The 21,597-nt window shown below is 67.0% G+C and carries 18 protein-coding genes and 1 pseudogene; 10 read left to right on the top strand and 9 right to left on the bottom strand.

Going from position 1 to position 21,597, the window contains the following annotated elements; genetic code table 11:
* Positions 1–26: 26 nt before the first annotated feature.
* The gene (locus RDCOP1_RS18085) at positions 27–1,100 is read right to left on the bottom strand and encodes an alanine racemase (protein WP_072703489.1); all 1,074 of its coding nucleotides are present in this window, start codon (positions 1,098–1,100) and stop codon (positions 27–29) included.
* Positions 1,101–1,190: 90 nt separating this feature from the next.
* On the opposite strand from RDCOP1_RS18085, the gene RDCOP1_RS18080 reads away from it, so the two are divergent.
* The 4 genes from RDCOP1_RS18080 to RDCOP1_RS18065 are packed head-to-tail and all read left to right on the top strand — an operon-like array spanning position 1,191 to position 5,019.
* Positions 1,191–3,008 (top strand): N-acyl-D-amino-acid deacylase family protein, encoded by a 1,818-nt coding sequence (locus tag RDCOP1_RS18080; RefSeq protein ID WP_072703486.1) that lies wholly within the window; start codon positions 1,191–1,193, stop codon positions 3,006–3,008.
* Positions 3,009–3,010: 2 nt separating this feature from the next.
* On the top strand, positions 3,011–3,679 hold the full coding sequence (locus RDCOP1_RS18075) for a TetR/AcrR family transcriptional regulator (RefSeq protein WP_371836833.1): 669 nt from the start codon (positions 3,011–3,013) through the stop codon (positions 3,677–3,679).
* Positions 3,669–4,541: an alpha/beta fold hydrolase gene (locus RDCOP1_RS18070; RefSeq protein WP_072703483.1), complete on the top strand. Its 873-nt coding sequence runs from the start codon at positions 3,669–3,671 to the stop codon at positions 4,539–4,541. Before RDCOP1_RS18075 ends, RDCOP1_RS18070 begins: the two co-directional genes overlap by 11 nt.
* Positions 4,542–4,545: 4 nt before the next feature.
* The gene (locus RDCOP1_RS18065; RefSeq protein WP_072703480.1) at positions 4,546–5,019 is read left to right on the top strand and encodes a nitroreductase family deazaflavin-dependent oxidoreductase; all 474 of its coding nucleotides are present in this window, start codon (positions 4,546–4,548) and stop codon (positions 5,017–5,019) included.
* 16 nt (positions 5,020–5,035) lie between these two features.
* Here RDCOP1_RS18065 and RDCOP1_RS21960 read toward each other — a convergent pair whose 3' ends face one another.
* The gene (locus RDCOP1_RS21960; protein ID WP_072703477.1) at positions 5,036–6,049 is read right to left on the bottom strand and encodes an energy-coupling factor ABC transporter permease; all 1,014 of its coding nucleotides are present in this window, start codon (positions 6,047–6,049) and stop codon (positions 5,036–5,038) included.
* A gap of 152 nt (positions 6,050–6,201) precedes the next feature.
* Here RDCOP1_RS21960 and RDCOP1_RS18055 point away from each other — a divergent pair, with 152 nt between their 5' ends.
* Together RDCOP1_RS18055 and RDCOP1_RS18050 are read left to right on the top strand one after the other, a co-directional pair.
* The gene (locus RDCOP1_RS18055; RefSeq protein ID WP_072703858.1) at positions 6,202–7,425 is read left to right on the top strand and encodes an acyl-CoA dehydrogenase family protein; all 1,224 of its coding nucleotides are present in this window, start codon (positions 6,202–6,204) and stop codon (positions 7,423–7,425) included.
* A 138-nt stretch (positions 7,426–7,563) separates the two neighbouring features.
* The gene (locus RDCOP1_RS18050; RefSeq protein ID WP_072703475.1) at positions 7,564–8,217 is read left to right on the top strand and encodes a TetR/AcrR family transcriptional regulator; all 654 of its coding nucleotides are present in this window, start codon (positions 7,564–7,566) and stop codon (positions 8,215–8,217) included.
* A gap of 12 nt (positions 8,218–8,229) precedes the next feature.
* Here RDCOP1_RS18050 and RDCOP1_RS18045 read toward each other — a convergent pair whose 3' ends face one another.
* Positions 8,230–9,039 (bottom strand): alpha/beta fold hydrolase, encoded by an 810-nt coding sequence (locus tag RDCOP1_RS18045; RefSeq protein WP_072703473.1) that lies wholly within the window; start codon positions 9,037–9,039, stop codon positions 8,230–8,232.
* Complete coding sequence (locus RDCOP1_RS18040) at positions 9,036–10,574, bottom strand: ABC-F family ATP-binding cassette domain-containing protein (protein WP_072703471.1); 1,539 nt, start codon at positions 10,572–10,574, stop codon at positions 9,036–9,038. Before RDCOP1_RS18040 ends, RDCOP1_RS18045 begins: the two co-directional genes overlap by 4 nt.
* Positions 10,575–10,779: 205 nt before the next feature.
* Between RDCOP1_RS18040 and RDCOP1_RS18035 the strand changes: the two genes are divergently transcribed.
* From RDCOP1_RS18035 to RDCOP1_RS18025, 3 genes are all read left to right on the top strand, one after another.
* Positions 10,780–12,546, top strand: coding sequence for a penicillin-binding transpeptidase domain-containing protein (locus RDCOP1_RS18035; RefSeq protein WP_072703469.1), 1,767 nt, complete (start codon positions 10,780–10,782; stop codon positions 12,544–12,546).
* Positions 12,547–12,628: 82 nt separating this feature from the next.
* Positions 12,629–14,311 carry an NTF2-like N-terminal transpeptidase domain-containing protein gene (locus tag RDCOP1_RS18030; RefSeq protein ID WP_072703468.1) on the top strand — a complete coding sequence of 561 codons (1,683 nt, stop codon included), beginning with the start codon at positions 12,629–12,631 and terminating at the stop codon, positions 14,309–14,311.
* Positions 14,312–14,399: 88 nt separating this feature from the next.
* Positions 14,400–15,137, top strand: coding sequence for a sulfite exporter TauE/SafE family protein (locus tag RDCOP1_RS18025; RefSeq protein WP_072703856.1), 738 nt, complete (start codon positions 14,400–14,402; stop codon positions 15,135–15,137).
* A gap of 40 nt (positions 15,138–15,177) precedes the next feature.
* Here RDCOP1_RS18025 and RDCOP1_RS18020 read toward each other — a convergent pair whose 3' ends face one another.
* The 5 genes and pseudogenes from RDCOP1_RS18020 to RDCOP1_RS18000 all read right to left on the bottom strand — a co-directional run bounded on the left by RDCOP1_RS18020 (position 15,178) and on the right by RDCOP1_RS18000 (position 20,700).
* Positions 15,178–16,647, bottom strand: coding sequence for a peptide MFS transporter (locus RDCOP1_RS18020; protein ID WP_072703466.1), 1,470 nt, complete (start codon positions 16,645–16,647; stop codon positions 15,178–15,180).
* A 68-nt stretch (positions 16,648–16,715) separates the two neighbouring features.
* On the bottom strand, positions 16,716–17,096 hold the full coding sequence (locus RDCOP1_RS18015; RefSeq protein ID WP_072703464.1) for a DUF3054 domain-containing protein: 381 nt from the start codon (positions 17,094–17,096) through the stop codon (positions 16,716–16,718).
* A gap of 90 nt (positions 17,097–17,186) precedes the next feature.
* Entirely contained in the window at positions 17,187–17,741 is a 555-nt protein-coding gene (locus tag RDCOP1_RS18010) for a YceI family protein (RefSeq protein ID WP_072703462.1), read from the bottom strand.
* Between the two features lie 263 nt (positions 17,742–18,004).
* A pseudogene (locus RDCOP1_RS18005) lies at positions 18,005–19,132 on the bottom strand (lysylphosphatidylglycerol synthase transmembrane domain-containing protein); the annotation flags it as partial.
* A gap of 71 nt (positions 19,133–19,203) precedes the next feature.
* A complete protein-coding gene (locus RDCOP1_RS18000; protein WP_072703460.1) occupies positions 19,204–20,700 on the bottom strand; it encodes an adenylate/guanylate cyclase domain-containing protein in 1,497 nt (498 codons plus the stop codon).
* Between the two features lie 226 nt (positions 20,701–20,926).
* On the opposite strand from RDCOP1_RS18000, the gene RDCOP1_RS17995 reads away from it, so the two are divergent.
* Entirely contained in the window at positions 20,927–21,574 is a 648-nt protein-coding gene (locus RDCOP1_RS17995) for a DUF1707 SHOCT-like domain-containing protein (RefSeq protein WP_072703457.1), read from the top strand.
* Positions 21,575–21,597: the final 23 nt, after the last annotated feature.

Genomic DNA, 21,597 nt, shown 5'->3' with positions numbered 1-21,597 from the left:
GGAGCCTATCGGGGCAGGCACCCGGATCAGGTATTGCAGCCCCGTGCCGCGACCGCCCACTTCCCGACCACCACGTCGCCGGAGACAGCCACCAACTCGTCGACGAGGTTCACCGCGTTGCACGCGTGGTTCGGCACCACCCGAACCCGGTCGCCGAGCCCGGGGCGGGGACTTTCTGTGGGCCACCGGACGGTGGCGTGATGTTCGGACAGCGCGACGATCCGCGCATCGGGTATGCCGAGGATACGGCCGTATCCGGTTGCCCACGGTGCGCGGTCGGCGCCGAGAATCTTGCTCCCCGCATCGAGGACGAGCACGTCGTCGCGTGCCGACACCACGGTGGCCAACGCCGAGAGAGCGATGTCGCGCTCGGTGATTGCTCCGAGTTCGAGTTGCTGGGCGTCGCCGAACACGTACACCCCCGGCCGCAGTTCGGTTGCGTCCGTCCGGACCTCGATCAGCGCGGTGGGTGAGGAGCCGCCGCTGATCACCGAGGGCTCGGTACCGGCGGCGCGCAACGACGCGGCCGCCGCAGTGAGCGCGGCCGACTCCTCGGCGGCGACTCGCGGAGGCACACCCGGCCCGTACGAGTGACCGGGAAAGGTGAAGATGCCGACCACATCGAGACCGGCGTCGCGGGCGGCTGTCGCCACGTCGCCTGCCCGCTCGGGCGGAACCCCGGTGCGGTGATGTCCGCTGTCGATCTCGACGAGCACGCCCGCGCCTGTCCCGGCATGTGTGGCGAGGGCCCGGGCGCCGGCGGCGGACTCGATGCCGACGGTGAGCCGGACCCGGCCGGCGAGTGCGCGAAGTCGCGCACCGCGGGCCGCGTCCACCCACAGCGGATACGCCACGAACAGGTCGTCGGCACCGGCGTCGGCGAACACCTCGGCCTCGGACACCGTCGCGACCGTCAGTCCCCGGGCGCCGGCGTCGAGTTGGCGACGTGCGATCTCGACGCATTTGTGGGTCTTCACGTGGGGTCGCAGGGCGAGCCCGCGCGCTGCGGCAGACTCGGCCATGCGGGTGAGGTTGCGGTCGAGGACGTCGGTGTCTACGACGAGCACGGGGGTCGCATCGAGCTCGGGAAACGAGGTCATTTCCGCAGCCTATCGGGGGTGGGCAGGGCGTTCGGAAACAAATCGGAATTTGGAGAGTGCATGACCTCTAATTGGGGTTACACTCGCCCCATGAGTGGTGTGGATCACAAGAACGAGGATTTCGATGTCGTCGTGCGCGGCGGTCTGTGGTTCGACGGCACGGGGTCGCCCGGTGTCGTCCGTAACCTGGGCATCCGGGACGGAGTTGTCGCGGTCGTGACCTCCGACGAACTGCCGGTCGGCCCCGGCACCGAAGTCGTCGAAGCCGAGGGCCGATGGGTCATGCCCGGTTTCGTCGACACGCACACGCACTACGACGCGGAGGTGCTCGTCGGACCAGGTCTGCCCGAATCGGTACGACACGGTGTCACCACCGTGCTGATGGGCAACTGCTCGATCTCGACGGTCTACGTCCCGCCGGTCGACGCCGCGGACCTGTTCAGCCGGGTCGAAGCCCTGCCGCGCGAGCACGTGCTCACCGCCCTCGAACGCTCCAAGACGTGGAACTCCCCACGCGAGTACATCGAGACGCTCAATGCCCTGCCTCTCGGCCCCAATATCACGGCCTTCGTGGGACATTCGGATGTTCGTGCTTCGGTGATGGGCCTCGGTCGCTCGACGGACGGAGCCAATCGGCCGACCCGTGACGAACTCGCCGCGATCGACGCGCGGGTGTCGGAAGCACTCGATGCAGGGTTCCTCGGCGTCTCCACGATGACGAATCCGTGGGACAAGATGGACGGCGACCGTTACCGCTCCCGCACCCTGCCGTCGACCCACGCTTCGTGGTCCGAGTTCCGGCGGTTGCACAAGATCCTGCGCCGGCGTGGGCGCGTCCTGCAGGCCGTCCCCAACCTCAACACCAAGTACGACGTAGCGTTCTTCGCCGCGGCGAGTACCGGACTCGGCAGGAAGCCGATGAAGACGTCCGTCCTCGCAGCGGCGGACACCAAAGCCGAACGGTGGGTGAACCGGATCTTCGGGCCGATCGCTTATGCCGCCAACAGGATCGGCAAGGGTGCGTTCCGGTGGCAGCACCTGCCGACGACATTCGAGGTCTACTCCGACGGCATCGACCTCGTGGTGTTCGAGGAGTTCGGCTCGGGCCGGGCGGCGCTGCACCTGCAGGAGGAGATGGGCCGCAACGACCTGCTGCGCGACGAGGCGTATCGCAGGTGGTTCCGCCGCGACTTCGAGAAGAAGTTCTCGCCGCGCGTCTGGCACCGCGACTTCGACGACACCCGCATCGTGGAGTGCCCGGACGAGTCGCTCGTCGGCCGGTCGATCGGCGACGTCGCCCGGCAGCGCAAGCTGCACCCCGTCGACACCTTCCTCGATCTGGTGGTGGAATACGGACGGGACTTCCGGTGGCACACCGTTATTGCCAACGATCGACCCAAGGTCGCCGACCGGCTCATCCGGACCGACGGCATCACCCTCGGGTTCTCCGATGCCGGCGCACACCTGAGGAACATGGCGTTCTACAACTTCGGTATCTGCCTGCTACGGCGAATCCATGAGGGCGAGCAGCGCGGAAAGCCGGTGTTGCCCTTGCACACCGCAGTCCACAAGCTCACCGGCGAACTCGCGGATTTCTACGGTATCGATGCGGGGCATCTGCGGATCGGTGACCGCGCCGACTTCGTCGTCATCGACCCGGCCGGCCTCGACGAGGACACGGACCGCTATCACGAAGCGCCGCTGGAGGAATTCGGTGGCCTGCGGAGAATGGTGAACCGCAACGACAGGGCGGTCACCGCGACCGCGGTGGCGGGCCGGGTCGTCTTCCGTGACGGGCAGTTCGTACCCGGATACGGGCGCACCGTCGGGACCGGCCGCTTCCTGCGGGCAGGTGTGGAGGAACGTGGACCCGCGCCGGCGCGGACGATGGAGGCATCGGTGGGGTAGGGGTGCCCGTTCTGCACGGCGAGCGCTCACCCCGGCGCACCCAGAAGGAGCGGCGCGAGGAAACGATCGGCCGGATTCTCGACGCGACGATCGCCTCACTCGCCGAACGCGGCTACACCGCCACGACCATCGGTGAGGTGTGCCGGCGCTCGGGAGTGTCGTCGGGAGGCGTCTTCCGGCACTTCCCCACTCGGCTCGATCTGATGGTCGCGGCGGCCGAGGAAGTGAGCGAACGCCAGTTCGTGAACTTCCGGGCAGGACTCGAGGTGCTCGGAGGTCTGGAGGAGCGCACCGGTGCCGATGCCACCGTCCGGGTCGTGCGGACGTGCCTGCTGCTGTTGCGGAAGGCGTGCCGGGCGCCGATGAATGCGGCCTGGTACGAACTTCTCGGCGCGGCACGTACGGATCCGGCGCTCCGGGATCACCTCGCGCCCATGGCTGCCCGATATCACGCGCAGATCGCCGAGTTCGGCAGGTCGTTGCCGGTCGCAGACCGATTGCCGCCCACGCAGTTCGACCTCGTCCTGTTCTCGCTCGTGCACATGTTCGACGGCGAGGCGGTGTCGTCGATCGTTCACCCCCAGCCCGAACTGGAGGATCCGAGAATCGAAATGCTGGCCCGAATGCTCACCGGGGTCACATCTCGCATAGGTTCGGATCATGAGCGATAACGAGACTGCTCCCGGTTGGTTCGTCGACGCCCTTGCGACACCCGTCGACAAAGGCACCGTCGAGGTCCAGGGGGCGACCATCGCCTACCGTGCGTGGGGCGACACGGGGAACCCGGGTGTAGTTCTCGTCCACGGCGGGATGGCGCACTCCGGCTGGTGGGATCACATCGGACCGCAACTGGCCCAGGGCCGCCGGGTGGTCGCGCTCGACCTCAGCGGACACGGGGACAGCATGCACCGGGAGCATTACTCTCTGGAGGCGTGGTCTGCAGAGGTGCTTGCCGCTGCGGCAGCAGGGGGGATAACCGGGCGACCGGTCCTGCTCGGGCACAGCATGGGCGGGATCGTCTCGTTCGCGACGGCTCACCTGCACGGCGACCGGTTGGGGGGCGCGATCGTGCTCGATTCCCCGATTCGCGACCTGACTCCCGAGGAACTCGAGATGCGGGCCAAGATCGCCGCGAATGCCGGTCCGCCGAAGGTGTATCCGTCGGTCGACGCAGCGGTGGCACGATTCCGTCTCGTCCCACCGCAGGACACGGCGGAGCCCTACGTCCTCGACCGCATCGCGCGGGGATCCTTGAAGCAGGTCGAGGGCGGGTGGTCGTGGAAGTTCGACAATCTCCGGATGGGCCGCGAGGGACGCGGCAGCCTCGAAAGTATGACGCCGCGATGCCGCCTGGCGTACTTCCGGAGCGAGCACGGCATCGTCGACGACACGCTCGCCGCGCGGATCCGCCGGCACCTCGGCCCGGACGCTCTGATGGTGGAACTGCCTGCGGCGGGCCACCATCCCATGATCGATCAGCCGCTGGCCGTCGTCACCGCCGCCCGCACCGTGCTTGCAACCTGGGAAGGGTAGCGCTGTGAATCCCTTCCGTCCGCTCGCGATCCGCATCGGGCGGTTGCCATGGCTCCCGAAGTATTCGCGCCCGATCATCGCGGTGGACAAAACCATTCAACGTCTCACGCGGGGGAAGTTCACACTGCTCAAGATCGGTGGACTGCCGTCGCTCGCGCTCACGGTGCGCGGACGGAAGTCCGGTGAGCCGCGGACCACCCCGCTGCTGTGCGTGCCCCACGACGGTGGCTGGCTCGTCGTCGGATCGAACTGGGGTCATCCCAAGCCGCCGGCGTGGGCGCTGAACCTGAGCGAGGCCGACGAGGCGTCGGTGCTGTACGAGGGTGAGCAGACGCAGGTGTCCGTGCGGATAGCGGAGGGCGACGAGCGGGCCCGGTTGTGGTCCGTGCTGGTGAAGACGTGGCCGAACTACGACTTGTACGCCCAGCGGACCGACCGGACGTTGCCGGTGTTCGTGCTCACCCCGAAATCCGGGTAGGGCACTGCCGGGGCGTTCACGCCGCAGTCACCGTGGTGCGCTTGCGTTCCCGCGGCGCGAGCAATCGGAAGCAGATCCCGGCGACGACGAAGGTGCCGAGAGTCCCGATCACTGCCGCTGCACCGTCCGATCCGGGCCTGTCGCCCACCGTGTACCCGGCCAGCGCGCTTCCGGCGAAGCGGTGTTCTTCGACCCGGCGTGCCATGCACTCGCCGGTATCGGAATCGGGGCCCGCCGAGCATCCGCGCAGGGTTGCCGCTTCCAGTGCATCGGGTCCGGACGCACCGAGCGGTGAGACGATCCCCGCGGTCACCAGTGCCGCGAATGCCAGTCCGGTGAGCAACAAGCTCCGCGACCGCCGCGCAGTCCGGTCCGGTACGTCCGGTTCCCCGAACAGGAATACCGAAGCGGGGTGCAGTCGGGCGACGGCACCCACCACGAGTGCAGTCACGATCCCGTCGACGAGAGCGACCGGGATGTGCACCGCAAAGAGATACGCCACGTTCTCCAGGGGTGTGACGGTGGCACCGCCGAGCGCGTATTCGACGATGAACCCGGCCGTCGCCGCGAACACGGACACGAATCCCGCGGCGGCGCAGACCAGTACACACACGAGTGTGGACGAGGAGTGGCGACGCTCGAGGAGGACGCGCAAAGCCACCGCGACGAGGAACCCGGCGGCGACGGCCGCGAGCGCCATGTTGGTGACATTGGCGCCGAGCGCGGACAGTCCACCGTCCGCGAAGACGAACGACTGCACGGTGAGCACGATCGCCACACTCAGCGCGCCGACGAACGGGCCGAGAAGAATGGCGGCGATCGCCGCGCCGACCACGTGCCCGCTGACGCCGGGCAGAATCGGCACCGCGACGGTGTGCAGCGCGAAGATCAGTGCCGTCACCAGAGCCGCGACGGGCACCGTGTGCAGGCGGAGATCGCTGCGCGCGCACCATGCCGCGAGGCACAGGCCGATCGCTGCCACCACGTAGAACAACGTGGAGGCGCGCGGATCGATCAATCCGTCGCTCATGTGAAGCGCCACGACATCCACTTCGAGACCTCCTGGGCAGCGTGTTCGGGACGAAACAGTAACCCTGGATGCTCGCCGTCCGGGCGGTTTCGGTGTGGCCGCAGCCGACGCGCAGCGTATACAGAAACCGGAACGTGTTCTATATTTCGGGGATGTACGAGTGGTCAGATACAGACCTCATGTTCCGCGATGCATTGCGCGGATTCATCGAGAAGGAAATCCGTCCGCATGTCGACAGGCTCGAGTCGGGTGAGCTGCCTCCATACGACATCATTCGCAAGTTGTATTCGGCATTCGGCATCGACGAGATGGCGCGGGAATCGCTCGAACGCGCCCTCGCCAAGGAGGAAGCCGGCGAGAAGTCTTCCGGATCGGGCGGCATGGGCGGTTCTCCCGGGATGGCCGCGTTGCTCAACATCGAGATCGCGGGTATCAGCCTCGGCCTCGTGGCGTCCCTCGGCGTGAGCCTGGGACTGACCGCCGGGACGATCCGCAGTCGCGGCACGCTCGCGCAGAAGAAGCGGTGGCTGCCCGAACTCGTGACCTTCGAAAAGGTCGGTGCCTGGGCGATCACCGAACCGGATTCGGGCTCCGACGCCTTCGGCGGGATGAAGACCACCGTCCGTCGGGACGGGGAGGACTACATCCTCAACGGGCAGAAGACGTTCATCACCAACGGCCCGTACGCGGACGTCATCATCGTCTACGCGAAACTCGACGAGGGCGACGCCTCCGTCGACCGCCGTGATCGCAAGGTGCTGGTGTTCGTGCTCGACAAGGGGATGGAAGGGCTCACCCAGAGCCCGCCCTTCAAGAAAATGGGTATGAATTCGTCGCCCACCGGCGAGTTGTTCTTCGACAACGTCCGCATCACCCGCGACCGTCTCCTCGGCGAAACGGAAGAAAGCGGCAAGAGCGACGGCAAGGACAGCGCCAAGGAGTCGTTCGCGGCAGAGCGGATCGGTATCGCATACCTGTCGCTGGGAATCATCGAACGGTGTCTCGAGCTGTGCGTCGAGTACTCCCACTCCCGCAAGCTGTGGGGCAGTGAAATCGGCCGGTTCCAGCTCATCCAGCTCAAGCTCGCGGAGATGGAGATCGCGCGGGTCAACGTGCGGAACATGGTGTTCAGCGCCATCGAGCGCGCGCAGGCCGGCAAGCCGGTGAGCTTGTCCGAGGCCTCCGCGATGAAGCTCTACTCGTCGCGAGCCGCGACCGACGTCGCGATGGAGGCGGTGCAGTTGTTCGGCGGAAACGGATACATGGCCGAATATCGCGTCGAACAACTCGCGCGGGACGCGAAGTCGCTGATGATCTACGCGGGCAGCAACGAGATCCAGGTGACCCACATCGCGAAGGGATTGCTGGCTAGGTAATTTCGCTGGTTTCGACCCAGACACGTCGGGCGTCCTTATTTTCGCCCGGCGTGTCGTCTATTCTCGGCGATACAACAATCCGGCCACCGACGAGGGGAGTGGCCGGTACATAGTTATCGAGCGGAAATCGGGGGAGCGATGTACGCGTACGATATCGAAACCGGAGTCCGGCCACCGAGCCATGTCGACGGGCGGTCGGCGCGTGCCGAACGCACCAGGCAGGCCGTGATCGATGCCCATATTGCGTTGATCCGTGCCGGTGAACTCAAACCCACAGGGGCGGAGATCGCGGCGCGAGCAGGTGTGTCGTTGCGGTCGCTGTGGGGTCATTTCGGAGACCTCGAGAAGTTGTTCGAGGCGACCGGCGCAGAACTCTTACGCCGCCAGGACGATGCATACGAGCCCGTGGATCCATCGTTGCCGCTCTCCGAGCGGATCGATGCGTATTGCCGCCAGCGGGCCGAACTGCTCGAGTTCATCGCACCGTTCGCCCGATCGTCGGAGGTCCGGGCGCCGTTTTCGCGGGAACTGCAGCACAATCGTCTGCGCTACTTCGAGCGTGCGGCGTTCGAAGCGCGAGTGCTGTTCGCGCGGGAACTCGAGGGCGTGGGAAGTGAAGTGCGCTGCCAGATCGAGAGTTCGATCGCGATCAGCACGACGTGGCCGATGTGGGTCTCGTTGCGCGACGTGCTGCGTCTTCCGGTGCCCGACGCCGTCGAAGTGATGAAACGGGTGGTCAAAGCGCTGATTGCGGAGGCGGTGGCTGCCCGCCGTCCGGCAACGGTGGGCTGAGCACGCGACCCGTCACGGGGCTGTGCGGGCAGCGAGGAACGGTTCGATCACGGAGAGGACCTCGGGCGACGCCGCCACGGTCGTCGCGTGATCGAATCCGCGCAGTACGGCGAGGCGGGCGCCGGGAATCGTGCGGGCCATGGCGCGGGTGTCGTCCACCCGCATGTGGTCCTCCGACCCGGCGACCGCCAGCGTCGGCACCTCGAGTCTTGCGAGGGTGTCGTCGTCGATGCCCGGTTCTCGATCCGAGCGCCGGAAATACGCGGCCAACGCGAGGGGATCGTTCGCGAGGAAGGCCGCCCGCGTCGCCTCGTCCACCGGTTCGGCTCGGTTCTGTTCCCAGTCGCGGAGGAAACCCTCCATGCCGTCGCGTTCGAGAACTTCGATGCAGCCTGAGAAGAACATCGCGTCCATCGCCCCGCGTTGCGGTCGCGCGCTGCCGCCGAGCAGGACAAGACTCGCGACACGCTCGGGAGCGGCGACAGCCAGCGCCAGTCCCGCCCGCGCGCCGAACGAGTATCCGACGTAGTGCACGCGCTCGACATCCGCGGCGTCGAGCACGGCCAGTAGATCACCGACGATGCGGTCGATCCCGTAGGCGTCCGGGTCGTGCGGGGTGTCGCTGCGACCGTGCCCGCGCAGGTCGGGCAGGATCAGCCGATACCGGTCGCGCAGCGCACGCACATAGCCGAAACCACGCCACACGGCAGACGACAACGCGCTCCCGTGCACGAGCATCACGTCGGGTGCTTCTGTCCGGTCGGGATCCGCGATCGAATACGAGATCCGGGTGCCGTCGGCGGGGTTGGTCGTGATACTCATGTGCCCAGTGTGACCGACCGGGTGGTACCGATGTCGTCGAGAAATCGTTTGTCGTGGGAGACGACGACGAGGGCTCCCGCGAACCCGCGCAACGCCTGGGTCAGATGCTCGAGGCTGGGCAGGTCCAGATTGTTGGTGGGCTCGTCGAGCAACAGCAGTCGCGGCGGTGGATCAGCGGCGAGAGCGATCGCGAGCGCTGCCCGCAGACGCTCGCCACCGGACAGTGCGCCGACCGGCACGTCGCCGTCGCTACCGCGGAAGAGGAAACGTGCCAGTCGCGCCCTGATCTCCTGTGGCGGCAGGTGGGGAGCCCGCCGTTCCGCGTTCTCCACCACCGACAGCGCGTCGTCGAAGATGTCGAGTCGCTGGGCGAGGAGCGCGAACGGCACAAGGGGGCCCGCCTCCACGATGGCGTCGAGCAGTGTCGTCTTGCCGGATCCGTTGGCGCCACCGAGAGCGATACGCTCCGGCCCGACGATCTCGAGTGGCCCTTCCGCCACGCGAGTGCCGGGGTGCACGGTGGTTTCCGGAAGGTCGACTCGAATCTCCCGGTCGTCGCGTACGGCGTCCTGAGCGTGTGCGAGTTGCGCTCGCGCGGAGGCGAGATTCGTCTCGTGTTCACGGCGGTACCGGCCCGCCGATTCCTGAGCCTGTCGTTTGCGCGCACCCATGACGATCTTCGGTTCGCGTTTCTGCTCGAACATCCTGCGGCCGTACCGCTGTCGTTGCGCAATCGTCGACTCCGCCGCCGCGAGATCCAGGCTCTGCCGTCGAACGTCGTTGCGTGCATCGCGCAGTGCGGCACGGGCGGATTCCTGCTCGGCAGCGATGATCTGCTCGTATTCGCTGTAACCGCAACCGAACAACCGGAGGTGCCCGTCGCGCATTTCCGCGATCCCGTCCATCCGGTCGAGAAGGTCGCGGTCGTGCCCGGCCACGACGACGGTGCCGGGGAATCGATCCAGAGCCTCCTGCAGCCGGGACCGCCCGTCGGCGTCCAGGTTGTTGGTCGGCTCGTCGAGAAGCAGTACGTCCGGCTCGTCGAGCAACCGCGCGGTGAGGGCGAGCAGCATTGTCTCGCCGCCCGAAAGGTTGCCGACGGTTCGGTCGAAGTCGCTGTCGTCGTGGACAATTCGTCCCAGGCCGAGGCGGTGAACCAATGCGAGAGCTCGTTCCTCGATGTTCCATCGGTCGCCTACGGCACCGAAGTCCGTAGCGTCGCCGACACCGGATTCGATGCGCCGCAAAGCTCTTCGGACCTGAGCCAGACCGAGGACCTCCGCGACGGTCACCGCCGGGTCCAGGGTCACATCCTGCCGGAGAAAGGCGACCCGGCCGCGCACGGTCACCGATCCGCTGCGCGGACGGAGATGCCCGGCGACGAGATGGAGAAGAGTGCTCTTCCCACTCCCGTTGCGTCCCACCAGACCGGTGCGGCCGAGGGTGAACGTCGCGTCGAGCTGGTCGAAGACACGGGTTCCGTCGGGGTGTTCGTACCTGATACCGGAAAGGGTGATGCCCGAGGGCGAAGACATGAGTGCTCCTGACAGGTGGGATCGATCGCGGTGGTACCCGCGTGGTCGAAAACCACTACTGGAGCAATGCAGTTCTCCGATCGGTCGGTGACAGGGCCGAATACCAAGGTAGGAGGCCGGAAAGGGTCGTGCAACCGAATATCCTCACCAGCACGTGACGCCTTCGGCGGCGTGTACTGCCCGGCACGCGATCGTAGATACGGGCATGATCGACTGCGTGCGTATTCGACGGCAGTGGGTTCCTGCAGGTGTCGCGCTGGCTCTCGTACTGGCAGCGACCGGGTGCGGATCGGGACCGGATCAACCGGAGACCGTCGCCGCGGAGTTCGCCTCCGCGCTCGACGCGGGCGACGTCCAGGCGGCCGCCGCCCTCACCACCGACCCACAATCCGCGGCCACCGCGATCACAGGATTGTTCGACGGTCTCGGCGACGATCCCGCCGTCGCTGTCGCGGGCACAGGTGACGGCGACACCTTCGACCTGGACGTGTCCTGGAACTTCGGGGAGGGACGCGACTGGGCGTACCGCACGACGGGATCGGCCGTCGAAGAGGCCGATTCGTGGCGGGTGCGCTGGGACCCGGCGGTGCTGTCCCCCGCACTCACCGACGGAGCGTCGCTGCGTGCCCTGACGACGGCCGGCACCCCACCGACCGTCTACGATCGCTCGGGCGGCACCTTGTTCAGCGAGCAGGTCGTCACCCTCGTCGACCTCGACGCGAGCGCCGACCCGGCCGCGGTTGCGCCGTTGCTCGCGCCCGTGGCTCCGACGATCACCGCCGAGTCGCTCGCCGCCGACCGCGCGAAAGCACCGGGCCAGTCGCTGACCGCGATCGCGTTGCGCGAGGAAGACCTGGCGCCGATCGAACAGCAGCTCACCGCCCTGCCCGGCGTGGCGCTCGTACCGCAGAGCCGGTTGCTGGTCGCCGACCGGGCGCTCGCGTCACCGGTGTGGTCCGGTCTGGTCGAGTTGTGGGAAGAAGGGCAGGCCCGGTCCGCAGGATGGGTCGTGCAGCGGGTCGAATCGGACGGCACCGCGGAGCAACTCGCCGGCGAGGCAGGGCCGGTCGCACCCGACCTGACCACCACGATCGACCTGGACCTGCAGACCCGCGCGGAAACGGCCCTTGCGTCGCTCGACACCCCAGCCGTGATCGTCGGTATCGAACCCTCGACGGGGGCCGTCCGGGCGGTCGCGCAGAACGCCGCCGCCGACAGCGAGGGGCCGATCGCGCTGACCGGTCTGTACCCGCCGGGCTCCACCTTCAAGGCCGTCACCACATCCGCCGCACTCCAGGCGGGGCTCGCGGATCCGGATACGGTACTGCCGTGTCCGGGCGTCGCGACGATCGGCGACCGCACCATTCCCAACGACGAGAGCTTCGACCTCGGCGCGGTGCCGCTGCATACTGCGTTCGCGTTCTCGTGCAACACCACGATGGGACAGCTCGCGATGGACCTGTCCTCGACCGCGCTGCGAGACGCGGCGCTCCAATTCGGGCTCGGTGCCGACTACATCACGCCCGGACTTGTGACCGTCACCGGATCGGTACCGGAAACGAATACACCTACGGCGCGCGTCGAATCCGCGATCGGACAGGGAGAAGTCACTGCGACGCCGTTCGGAATGGCACTCGTCGCGGCGGCCGTCGCGAACGGCAGCGCGCCCCTTCCGGTACTCGTGGACGGGCGCGAGACGACCGTCGACGAACAGGTGGATCCCGCACCTCGCGCGGTCACCGATGCGTTGCGAACGATGATGCGGGAGACCGTAACCGAAGGTACAGCCAGTTTGTTGCAGGACATCCCCGATCTGACGGGAAAGACCGGGACCGCAGAGTACGGTTTAAACGACGGGGCGCACGGATGGTTCATCGGCTCACGAGATAATCTGGCCTTCGCAGTGTTCGTGGCAGGGGCGAACGGTTCGGCTCCCGCAGTCGAGGCCGCCGGCAGGTGGTTGAGGGGGTAGATCGGACGTGTGGCGTAATTGTGATTCGTTCGTAGACGAGCCGTGCTTGTTCCTCCTGTGGCCGAAGTGAAGGTTGGTAGGCATGGGATTCGGTGAGTGGCGGCGCAGGGGGCGTACGCAAGTGCTCGCCCTCACGGCTGTTGTCGTAATGGCTGTCACGGTGGCGATAACTGCCTTCGTCGTCAACGGTTCACGGACCGACGCACGCGGCCTCGTCGACGACTTCGTCGCCGCCCTCGACAACCGCGACCCGTCCGCTGCCGCCGCCGTCACGTCGTATCCGAGCGCAGCCGAAGGCGCCATCGGGCAGATGTTCGACGGATTGTCCGACGGAACCGTGGATTACGAAGTCTCGCAATTCGTCGAACTGAACAGCGAATCCGGGTATTTCACCCTCTCGGCCGCATGGAACTTCGGCGAAGGCAAGGACTGGAGCTACCAGGTCGACGGCGCGGTGAGGAAACTGGGCGTGGGGTGGAGGGTCTCCTGGGACCCGGACATCATCGTGCCCGACCTCGGTGGTGGACGAACCGTCCACCACGTTCGCACCGACGCCGCCCCGCCGAAGATCTTCGACCGGAACGGCCGCCTGCTCATGGAGGAGCAGACGATCAACGCCGTCGTGCTCGATCCTGCGGCGATGCCCGACCCGGGCGCGACCACGGCCCGGCTGGCCGAAGTGCTCGCCCCGGTGGCGCCCGTCATCACCGCGCAACTGATGCAGGAGCGGCTCGCAAGCGACCCCGGTAACCGGATCACCGCGGTCAAACTGCGCGACCAGGACTACCAGTTCCTCGAAAGCGACATGGCGTCGATTCCTGGTGTCGAGGTGATCCAGACCCCCACTCTGATCAGCGCCGACCGGCGGATCTCCACCCCGCTGCTCGATTCGCTGCGCTCGGCGTGGCAACTCGAGCGGGATCGCACCGCGGGATGGGCGGTCACCCTCGAAGATCCCGAGGATGGGCCGATTCAGGTCGCGGGCTTCCAGGGACCGCCACCGCCGGACCTCAATGCCATGGTGGACTCGCAGGTGCAACTCGCCGCGAAGGAAGCAGTGGTCACGACGGGAACCCCCACCGCGCTGGTCGCGATTCAGCCTTCAACGGGTGGAGTTCTTGCTGCGGACGTGAACAACTGGGCGATGGAACTCGGACCGGTCGCGACCCACGGGATGTATTCGGCGGGCGGCACCCTCGATCCGGTGCGGCTCGCCGCGGGACTCGACAAGGGAATCGACAGCAGCGATGTGAGCTCGGAGGACCTCGCGGAGACGGGACGCAGACTCGGTCTCGGCCTCGACGTCACCGTGCCCGGCTTCGACTTCCAGACCGGCCAGATCGGGAACACCCGGTCCGGCGTGGTGCAGTTCGCAGGCTCCGACAACGACGACGCGCTCATCAGTCCTATGGGCGCGGCAATCCTCGCGGCATCCGTGGCACGCGGCGAGGCGGTCGCACCGTCGATCGTGCAGGGCCAGCCCGCGACGATCAACGATCCGGTCGACGCGCTTCCGCCCCACGTCGTCGACGCAATGCGCGGCATGATGGCCGACAACGTCCAGAAGGGCCCCGCGTCCTTCCTCCGCAGGCACGGCGGATTGTCGGGCGTCGCCGCGGCGAGCGGCGACGACCGGTGGTTCTACGGATACAGCGGCGACATCGCCTTCGCGGTATTCGTCGCCGACGCCGACGGGGGAGACCGGGCGATCAAGGTCGCAGATACGTTCCTGAGCAAGCTCGCGCAACCCTACGACGCATTCTGACGCCGTCCGCATTTCCTAGCCGGGTGTCGTCAGTCAGTCGATCGTCCGGATGCGCGACCTCACCGGGCAAGCGGTAGGTTCAGCCCTCGTGAGTGTCCTGGACCTGCTGCTGCTCGTGGTGGCGGGATTCTTCGCCGGGGTGGTCGGGTTCGTCACCGGGCTGGCGTCGCTCGTGTCGTATCCGGCGCTGCTCGCTGCAGGTCTGCCGCCGGTCGCCGCGAACGTAACGAACACCGTCGCGATGGTCGGTGTCGGAGTGGGCGCGCTCAGCAATTCCGCGCGCGAGGTCGTAGACACCGGGCCGCGCGTGTGGCGGTGGACGGCATATGCGGCGGTGGGCGGCGCGCTCGGGGCATGGGTGCTGCTCGTCGCGCCGGCCGGGTCGTTCGAGGCCGTCGTGCCGTATCTGGTGGCGCTCGCGTCGCTCGCACTGCTGCTGCAACCCCGTATCCGCGCGCTGGCGCACGGCCGGGACCTGCCGCGCACGTTTGCGGCCGCGTTGTTCCTGGTCGCCGTGTACGGCGGCTACTTCGGTGCGGGTGCCGGCGTCATGATCCTTGCGGTGACGTTGGTTTGCACGTCCGAGAGCATCTGGCGCGCGAGCATCCTCAAGAGCTATCTGCTCGGCATCGCGAACCTCGTCGCGGCGATCGGCTTCGCCGTGTTCGGTCCGGTGCACTGGCCCGCCGCCCTAGCCATGGCGATCGGGGCGTTCGCCGGCGGGTGGTGCGGACCGCCGTTGGTTGCCCGGATTCCGCCGACGGTGCTCCGAGTCGGAGTCGCAACCGCCGGATTCGGTCTCGCCGCGTGGCTCGCCTTCGCGTGAGGCGAGAAGGCCGGGTCGCGGCGAGACCGTCCGGAGGTCGTCAGGTCACTCCGTGCATCAGCTTCCGGATCCACGGCGAACCCACTGCGAGGGCCACGCCGACCGCGATCGAGGCACCGCCGATCCACAGGTAGTAGGGCACTTCGTTGTTCTGGTCGTAGAACCCGGCGAGTGTCCCGGCCATAGAACTGCCGAGCGCGACCGACAGGTAGAACAACGCGACCATCTGCGTGTGGAAGCTCTTCGGCGCGAGTTTCGTCGTCAGTGACAGGCCGACCGGCGACAGAAGCAACTCGGCGAAGGTGAAGAGCAGCAGGATGCCGACCAGGCCGAGCAGGGGAGCGCTGTTGGCGCCGCCGCCCGCCATCGGGATGAAGCACAGGAAGGCGATGCCCATGATGATCGTGCCGGCTGCGAACTTGATCGGAGACGACGGCTGGCGCGAGCCGAGCTTGGTCCACAAGGCCGCGAAGACGCCTGCGAACGCGATGATGAACACCGGGTTGATGGACTGCACCCACGAGGGCGGGAACTCCCAGCCGAACAGGTCGCGGTTGAGTCGGGTATCGGCATACACCGCGACCATCGTGAACTGCTGCTGGAAAAGCGACCAGAACACGGCACTCGCCACGAACATCGGGATGAAGGACACCACCCGGCTCCGCTCGACCGAGGTGATGTTCTTGCTCGACAGGATGATGACGAAGTAGCTGATCGCCGCGATGACGGTCAGGGTTACGACGATGTCGGACAACCGGCCGGCGGAGATGATGCCGGTGGAGGCAAGGATGACGATCAGGACGATCGCAGCGACGGCGATCCCGGCGATGCGGGTCCGGCGTTCCGCCGGCAACGGGTTCGGGGCAACCTTGCCGATGTCACCGAGATGCTTGCGGTAGATCGTGTACTGCAGCAACCCGAGGGCCATGCCGACTGCGGCGAGGCCGAATCCCCAGTGGAATCCGTAGCGGGTCTGAAGGAAGCCGGTGAGCAGCGGACCGACGAGGGCGCCGATATTGATGCCCATGTAGAAGATGGAGAAACCGGCGTCGCGGCGCTCGTCCTTCTCGTCGTACAGGTCGCCGACGATGGAGGTGGCGGTGGCTTTGAGGCCGCCGCTGCCCACGGCAATCAGCACGAGGCCCGCGCCGACCCCGAGGAAGCCGGGGAGAATCGCCAGCGCGATGTGGCCGAACATGATGAGGAACGCGCTGTAGAACAGCGTCCGTTCGGAACCGAGAAGTCTGTCGGCGATCCATCCCCCTAGGATCGTCGACAGATACACGGTGCCGCCGTAGGCGCCGACGATCGAGGTCGCGGCGGCGTTGCTGATCCCCAGCCCGCCTTGGTCGACCGAGTAGTACAGGTAGTAGATGAGGATGCCCTGCATGCCGTAGAAGGAGAATCTCTCCCACATCTCGACGCCGAACAGGTTCGCCAGCGCCAACGGCTGGCCGAAAAACCTGGTATCGGATCGCGACTCCGGCACTGAAGCAGCGGTGTCTGTCATATATCCAATGTTTCACTGCAGAACAATCTCGAGCCAATCGATCTCGAAAAAATCTCGAGTGGTTGTGCTCACCGCGTCCGGGTCTCGGACCGTCGCATCACTCGGGCGAGGACGCGCCAGCCGATCAGGGTCACTCCCAGGAATGCAGTCGCGACCAGGATGAATGCCGTCGCGGTGCCCTGACCGGTAGCGGCACGGAGCAGCATGCCGCCGACGAGGGTGGACACCCAGACGAGAAGTCCGGTTGGTGCGGCGGCGAACGCGTCGAACTTGTCGCGGTAGAGCCACACGACCAGGAACCAGCCGACGGTCAGACCACCTAGGAAGGGCCATGCTGTGCCTGCCAGACCGACGAGATCGAGGACTTCTTCGTGGCTGGATCGGCCGAGGGCAGCGAACACGACGATGAGGACCACGTCGACGACCAGCGCGGGAGCGTACTTCTTCACGGCTTTCAGGGTAGCGCCGGCGCGAACGGGCTCCGCAGACGCCGACGGGCGTCCCTCCGCGAGGAGGAACGCCCGTGAAGACTCGGTCGATCAGGCCTGCAGGCCGGCTTCGATCTCGAGGTGGATGGTGATCTTGTCGCCGACGACGGCGCCGCCACCCTCGAGCGGCATGTCGATGGTGATGCCGAAGTCCTTGCGGTTGAGGACGGTCGTGGCATCGAATCCGGCGACCGGGCCGTTGCCCATACCGGCGTTCACACCGTTGAACTCGAGGCGCAGCTCGACCGGCTTGGTGACGCCGCGGAGGGTGAACTCACCGTCGACGATGTAGTCGTCGCCGTCCGGGCGGATGCCGGTGGAGACGAACGATGCGACCGGGAACTGCTCGGCGTCGAAGAAGTCGGCCGACCGGATGTGCGCGTCACGGTCGGCGTTCTTCGTGGTGATGGAAGCGACCTGGATGTCGGCGCGGACCGATGCGGTGCCGTCTTCGGCGATGGTGATCGCGCCGGAGAAGTCTTCGAAGCTGCCGCGGACCTTGCTCACCATGAGGTGACGGACGGTGAAGCCGACGTTGGAGTGGACGGGATCGAGCACCCAGGTGCCTGCGGTCAGTCCGGGGAAGGTGGTGGTGGCGGTGGTCATGTGCAATCTCCTCGCATCATTGAACTTTCAACTTGATGCGACAACGATGGCACGATTTGGTTGCGTACGCAACTAGTCGGTGATCGGTATCACACGGATTCGGCGTTGTCCGGACGGCGCTCGAAATTGTCCGGGGTGGCAACCGAATGGTCGGGGGTAGCCCGAGGAGCGTCCGGTGTCGGGCCCGGAGCAGCCGGTGCCGGCCTGGCAGCGTCCGGTGTCGGCACAGCAGCGTCCGGTGTAGGCACAGCGGCATCCGGTGTCGGCACAGCATCGCCCGGGGGTGCCACCGGCTTGCGACGGCGCGCGACGGCAGTGCGATCTTGCTCCTCGCGTTCCGCCGCGGCGTCGATGTCCTCGTCCGCACTGCTCCCGCGGTACAGGGCTGCGATCGTGCCCCAGCCGGCGAGCGCCACGAACCCGAAGCTCACCACGCGGTACACGAACACCGCAGCCAGCGATTGCGGCGCGGTCAGGCCCGCCGCCGTGAGCGTCGCGATGAGGGTTCCGTCGACGAACCCCAGGCCTCCGGGCGCCAGCGGAACGCTGCCCACGGCCTTGGCGGCGGCGAATGCGATGCACAACCCGGCGACCGACGGCGAACCTCCGACCGCCCAGCATGCGAAGCCGAGACAGGCGACGTCGAAAACGCGGTGCACGGCCGACCACGCCACCGCTGCGACCGCATCGCGCCGTGCGAGTTCGACGGCTTCGAGCTGAGCGAGCACCCGCTCGAACATGCTGAAACCGGTGTCCTCGGGCTTCCCGGCGAACCTGTTGAGGCGAGCGAGTACCCGCGTGCCCGCGGCTTCGATCGACGACGGATTGCGGGCTACGTACCGGAGCCCGTAGAACAGCACGATCAAGCCGGCGAGCGACAGTACGAGCGTCACGGGGCTGATGCGCGTACCCACCGCGAAAGCGCCCGCGACGCCCACGGATGCCAGGGTGACCGCCGCGATGACTCCGGACACCGCGAGTTGCCACGAGGCGACGACCGGGGTCGCGCCCCATTTGCGGGTCTGCTTGTAGGTAAAAGCGGTCGAGAACACCGGCCCGGCCGGCAGGGTCACCGCCATGGCGGTGCTCCCGTAGATCACCGACGCCGAGCGGAAATGACCCACCCGCACACCGCCCGCATGCAACAGTCGTTGCTGGACGCCCGCGAAACCGCTCAGCGACATCATCTGGGCCGCCAGACAGGCCGCGAACCAGCCCCAATGGATTCCGGTGAGGGCTTTCCACGAGTCGCTCATCGTCGGCCACAAGTAGATGGCCTCCACCGTGAGCAAGGCGACGAGAGCCGCGGCGATCAGCCACTTGACCCACAGGAAACGGCCCCGGCGCGGTGCGGCGTCGGGGCCAGAGAGGTCTTGCTGCGGCTGCGCCACGTCATTCACCGTAACCGACGCCGGTATGTAGATGGCGCAAATGAGGTCCGCCGGTGACGTACCTCCCTCTCTCAACCGCCCTGTTCGGCGGCGTCGTCGCCGGGACGGCGTCCGCTCGGATACCGGACGGGCGAGGCGAGCTGGGTGACCCTCCGTCGTCCACGCAGTTGCACTTCGTCCCCGAGTTCCCAATGCCCACGCTCGTCGTCGTCGGCGAAATACAGGGCGCTCGACGACGCGAGGACCCGGCTCGGACGCAGCTTGGCGAGTTCGGTCAGACGCGACGCCTCGTTCACCGGGTCGCCGATGACCGTGTACTCGAAGCGTTCGGCCGCGCCGATGTTGCCTGCCACCGCGAGGCCGGCGGAGACACCGATACCGACGTCGAGCCCCGTGATGTCGTCCAGCGCGAAGCGCAGTTCGCGGGCTGCCGCGAGTGCGGCGGTCGGGGCGTCCGGCCGGTCGAGGGGGGCACCGAAGATCACCAGCGCAGCGTCGCCCATGAACTTGTTGACGAAGCCGTGGTGCCGGTCCACGACCTCCACCACAACCCGGAAGAACTCGTTGAGGAGATCGACGACCTCGTTGGGGGGTCGTTCCGCCGCCGTGGCGGTCGATCCCACCATGTCCACGAACAGCACCGCCACGTAGCGCGTCTCACCGCCGAGTTCGGTCCCGTACTGCAACGCCCGCCGGGCCACGTCCTCGCCGACGTGCTGACCGAACAACTCCCGTAGGCGCCGCCGCTCGTCGGCCTCGGCCATCATCCGGTTGAAGCCCACCTGGAGTCGTCCGATCTCACTGCCGTCGAACACCTCGACCTGCACCGCCGACGCGCCGCGCTGCACACGTTCGATGGCCCAGCGCAACTGCTTGATCGGGTCGGAGATCTGCGCGGAGGTCAGCAACGACAGCACGAGGGCGAGCAGAATCGACGTCACGGCGAGCGCAAGTACCGCATAGGCAAGCGCGTCGGGCGTGAACGAGGACTCGGTCGTGATCTGGGTGACGCACAGCAGGACGATCCCCGCGACGGGCATCAGGGTGCCGAGCCCCCACGTCATCGCCAGGCGGGTACCGACGCCGGGAGCCATCGTGCGGTCGAAGTTTCCCTCGCTGAGCGCGCGGGCCGCTACGGGGCGCAGAATCCGCTCGCCGAGCATGTAGGTGAAGCCGAACGTGCTCGTCGCGGCCATCGCCACGGTAAGTGCCACCGCCACCGCGAGAGACGGAGTTTCCCCTGCGGTGAGGAACACGAACAGGACGCCGCCGAGCAACCACAGGCCGAGGTGCACGATCGCCTGACGCAGCGGTGCGTGCAGCGCCGCCATCTGCTCGGCCCGGGTCGGTGGACCACCGCGCAACTGCCAGCGCACAACCGAGCGGAGCATGAGCGCGGCCGCCGTGAGGCTCACGATGCCGGCGAAGACGAGATACACCGCGAACACGGTGAAGTTCTGAACCCGGTCGACGGTGTTGAAATCCTCGTCCGCGAACGGCACGCCGTACCGGACGAACGCGAACACCAGCATGGCGCCGAACAGGTTCGATGCGCCCATCGAGGCCATATACAGCGGCCAGCGACTACGCAATGTCGCGGCGACGGCTCGATAGGACCTCAGCACGACTTCAAATCAAACCATTGTCGGGACGGTCACAACGCGTGGTGGTCACCTTCGGGACGCGGAGTGACGCGATTCTCGTTCCGTGCGGGCGCCCTCGCGGCCGACCGCACGGTGAGGGAACGGACGTTCCGGGCGGACCAACTGTGTCGCGGATCCCTATTCTGTACGCATGGACCCGAAGGATCTGCGCGTATCCGACGCCGAACGTGAACATGTGGGCGGGCTTCTCCAGCGAGCCGTAGGACAGGGAATGCTCTCTCTCGGCGAGTTCACCGAACGGATGGACACTGTCCTGGCAGCCAAGACCCGTGGCGATCTGAATCAGGTTCTCATCGACCTGCCCGGTATCCAGATGCGACCCGAGTACCTCCCGCAGACCACGGCAGCGTTCCCGGTCCAGCCGCAGGCCGGCAGTGCTCCGGCCTACCCGGCAGCCGGGCCGGGTGGTCCGCTCGTGCTCAAGGGACGCCTGTCGTCCCTCACCCGCAAGGGTCGATGGGACGTCCCTTCGGTCATCCGTCTCGATACGTTCGCGTCGTCGGTCACCCTCGACTTCACCGAGGCGGTGATGCAGACGCAGGTCGTGCGGATCGAAGTGAACGATTCGTTCAGCTCGATCTCGATCGTGCTTCCCGCGGAAGCCACAGCCGACATCAACGGTGTCGAGACCGTCGCTTCCAGCGCTACCACCAAGGTGCGCGGTGGTGCGCCGTTCGGTCCGCTCCACGTCGTCGTGGTCGGAAAGATCTTCTGCGGCAACGTGAACGTCGCGCACCCATTCGCCACGCGGCTGCGGAAGTTCATCAACGGCGCCTGAGATTGCTCCCCGGCCCGCGCCGT

This window comes from Rhodococcus coprophilus NBRC 100603 (assembly GCF_001895045.1).
GTDB lineage: Bacteria > Actinomycetota > Actinomycetes > Mycobacteriales > Mycobacteriaceae > Rhodococcus > Rhodococcus coprophilus.
Note: the sequence above shows the minus strand (reverse complement) of the source record. Positions and strands in the feature narration are given on the sequence as shown.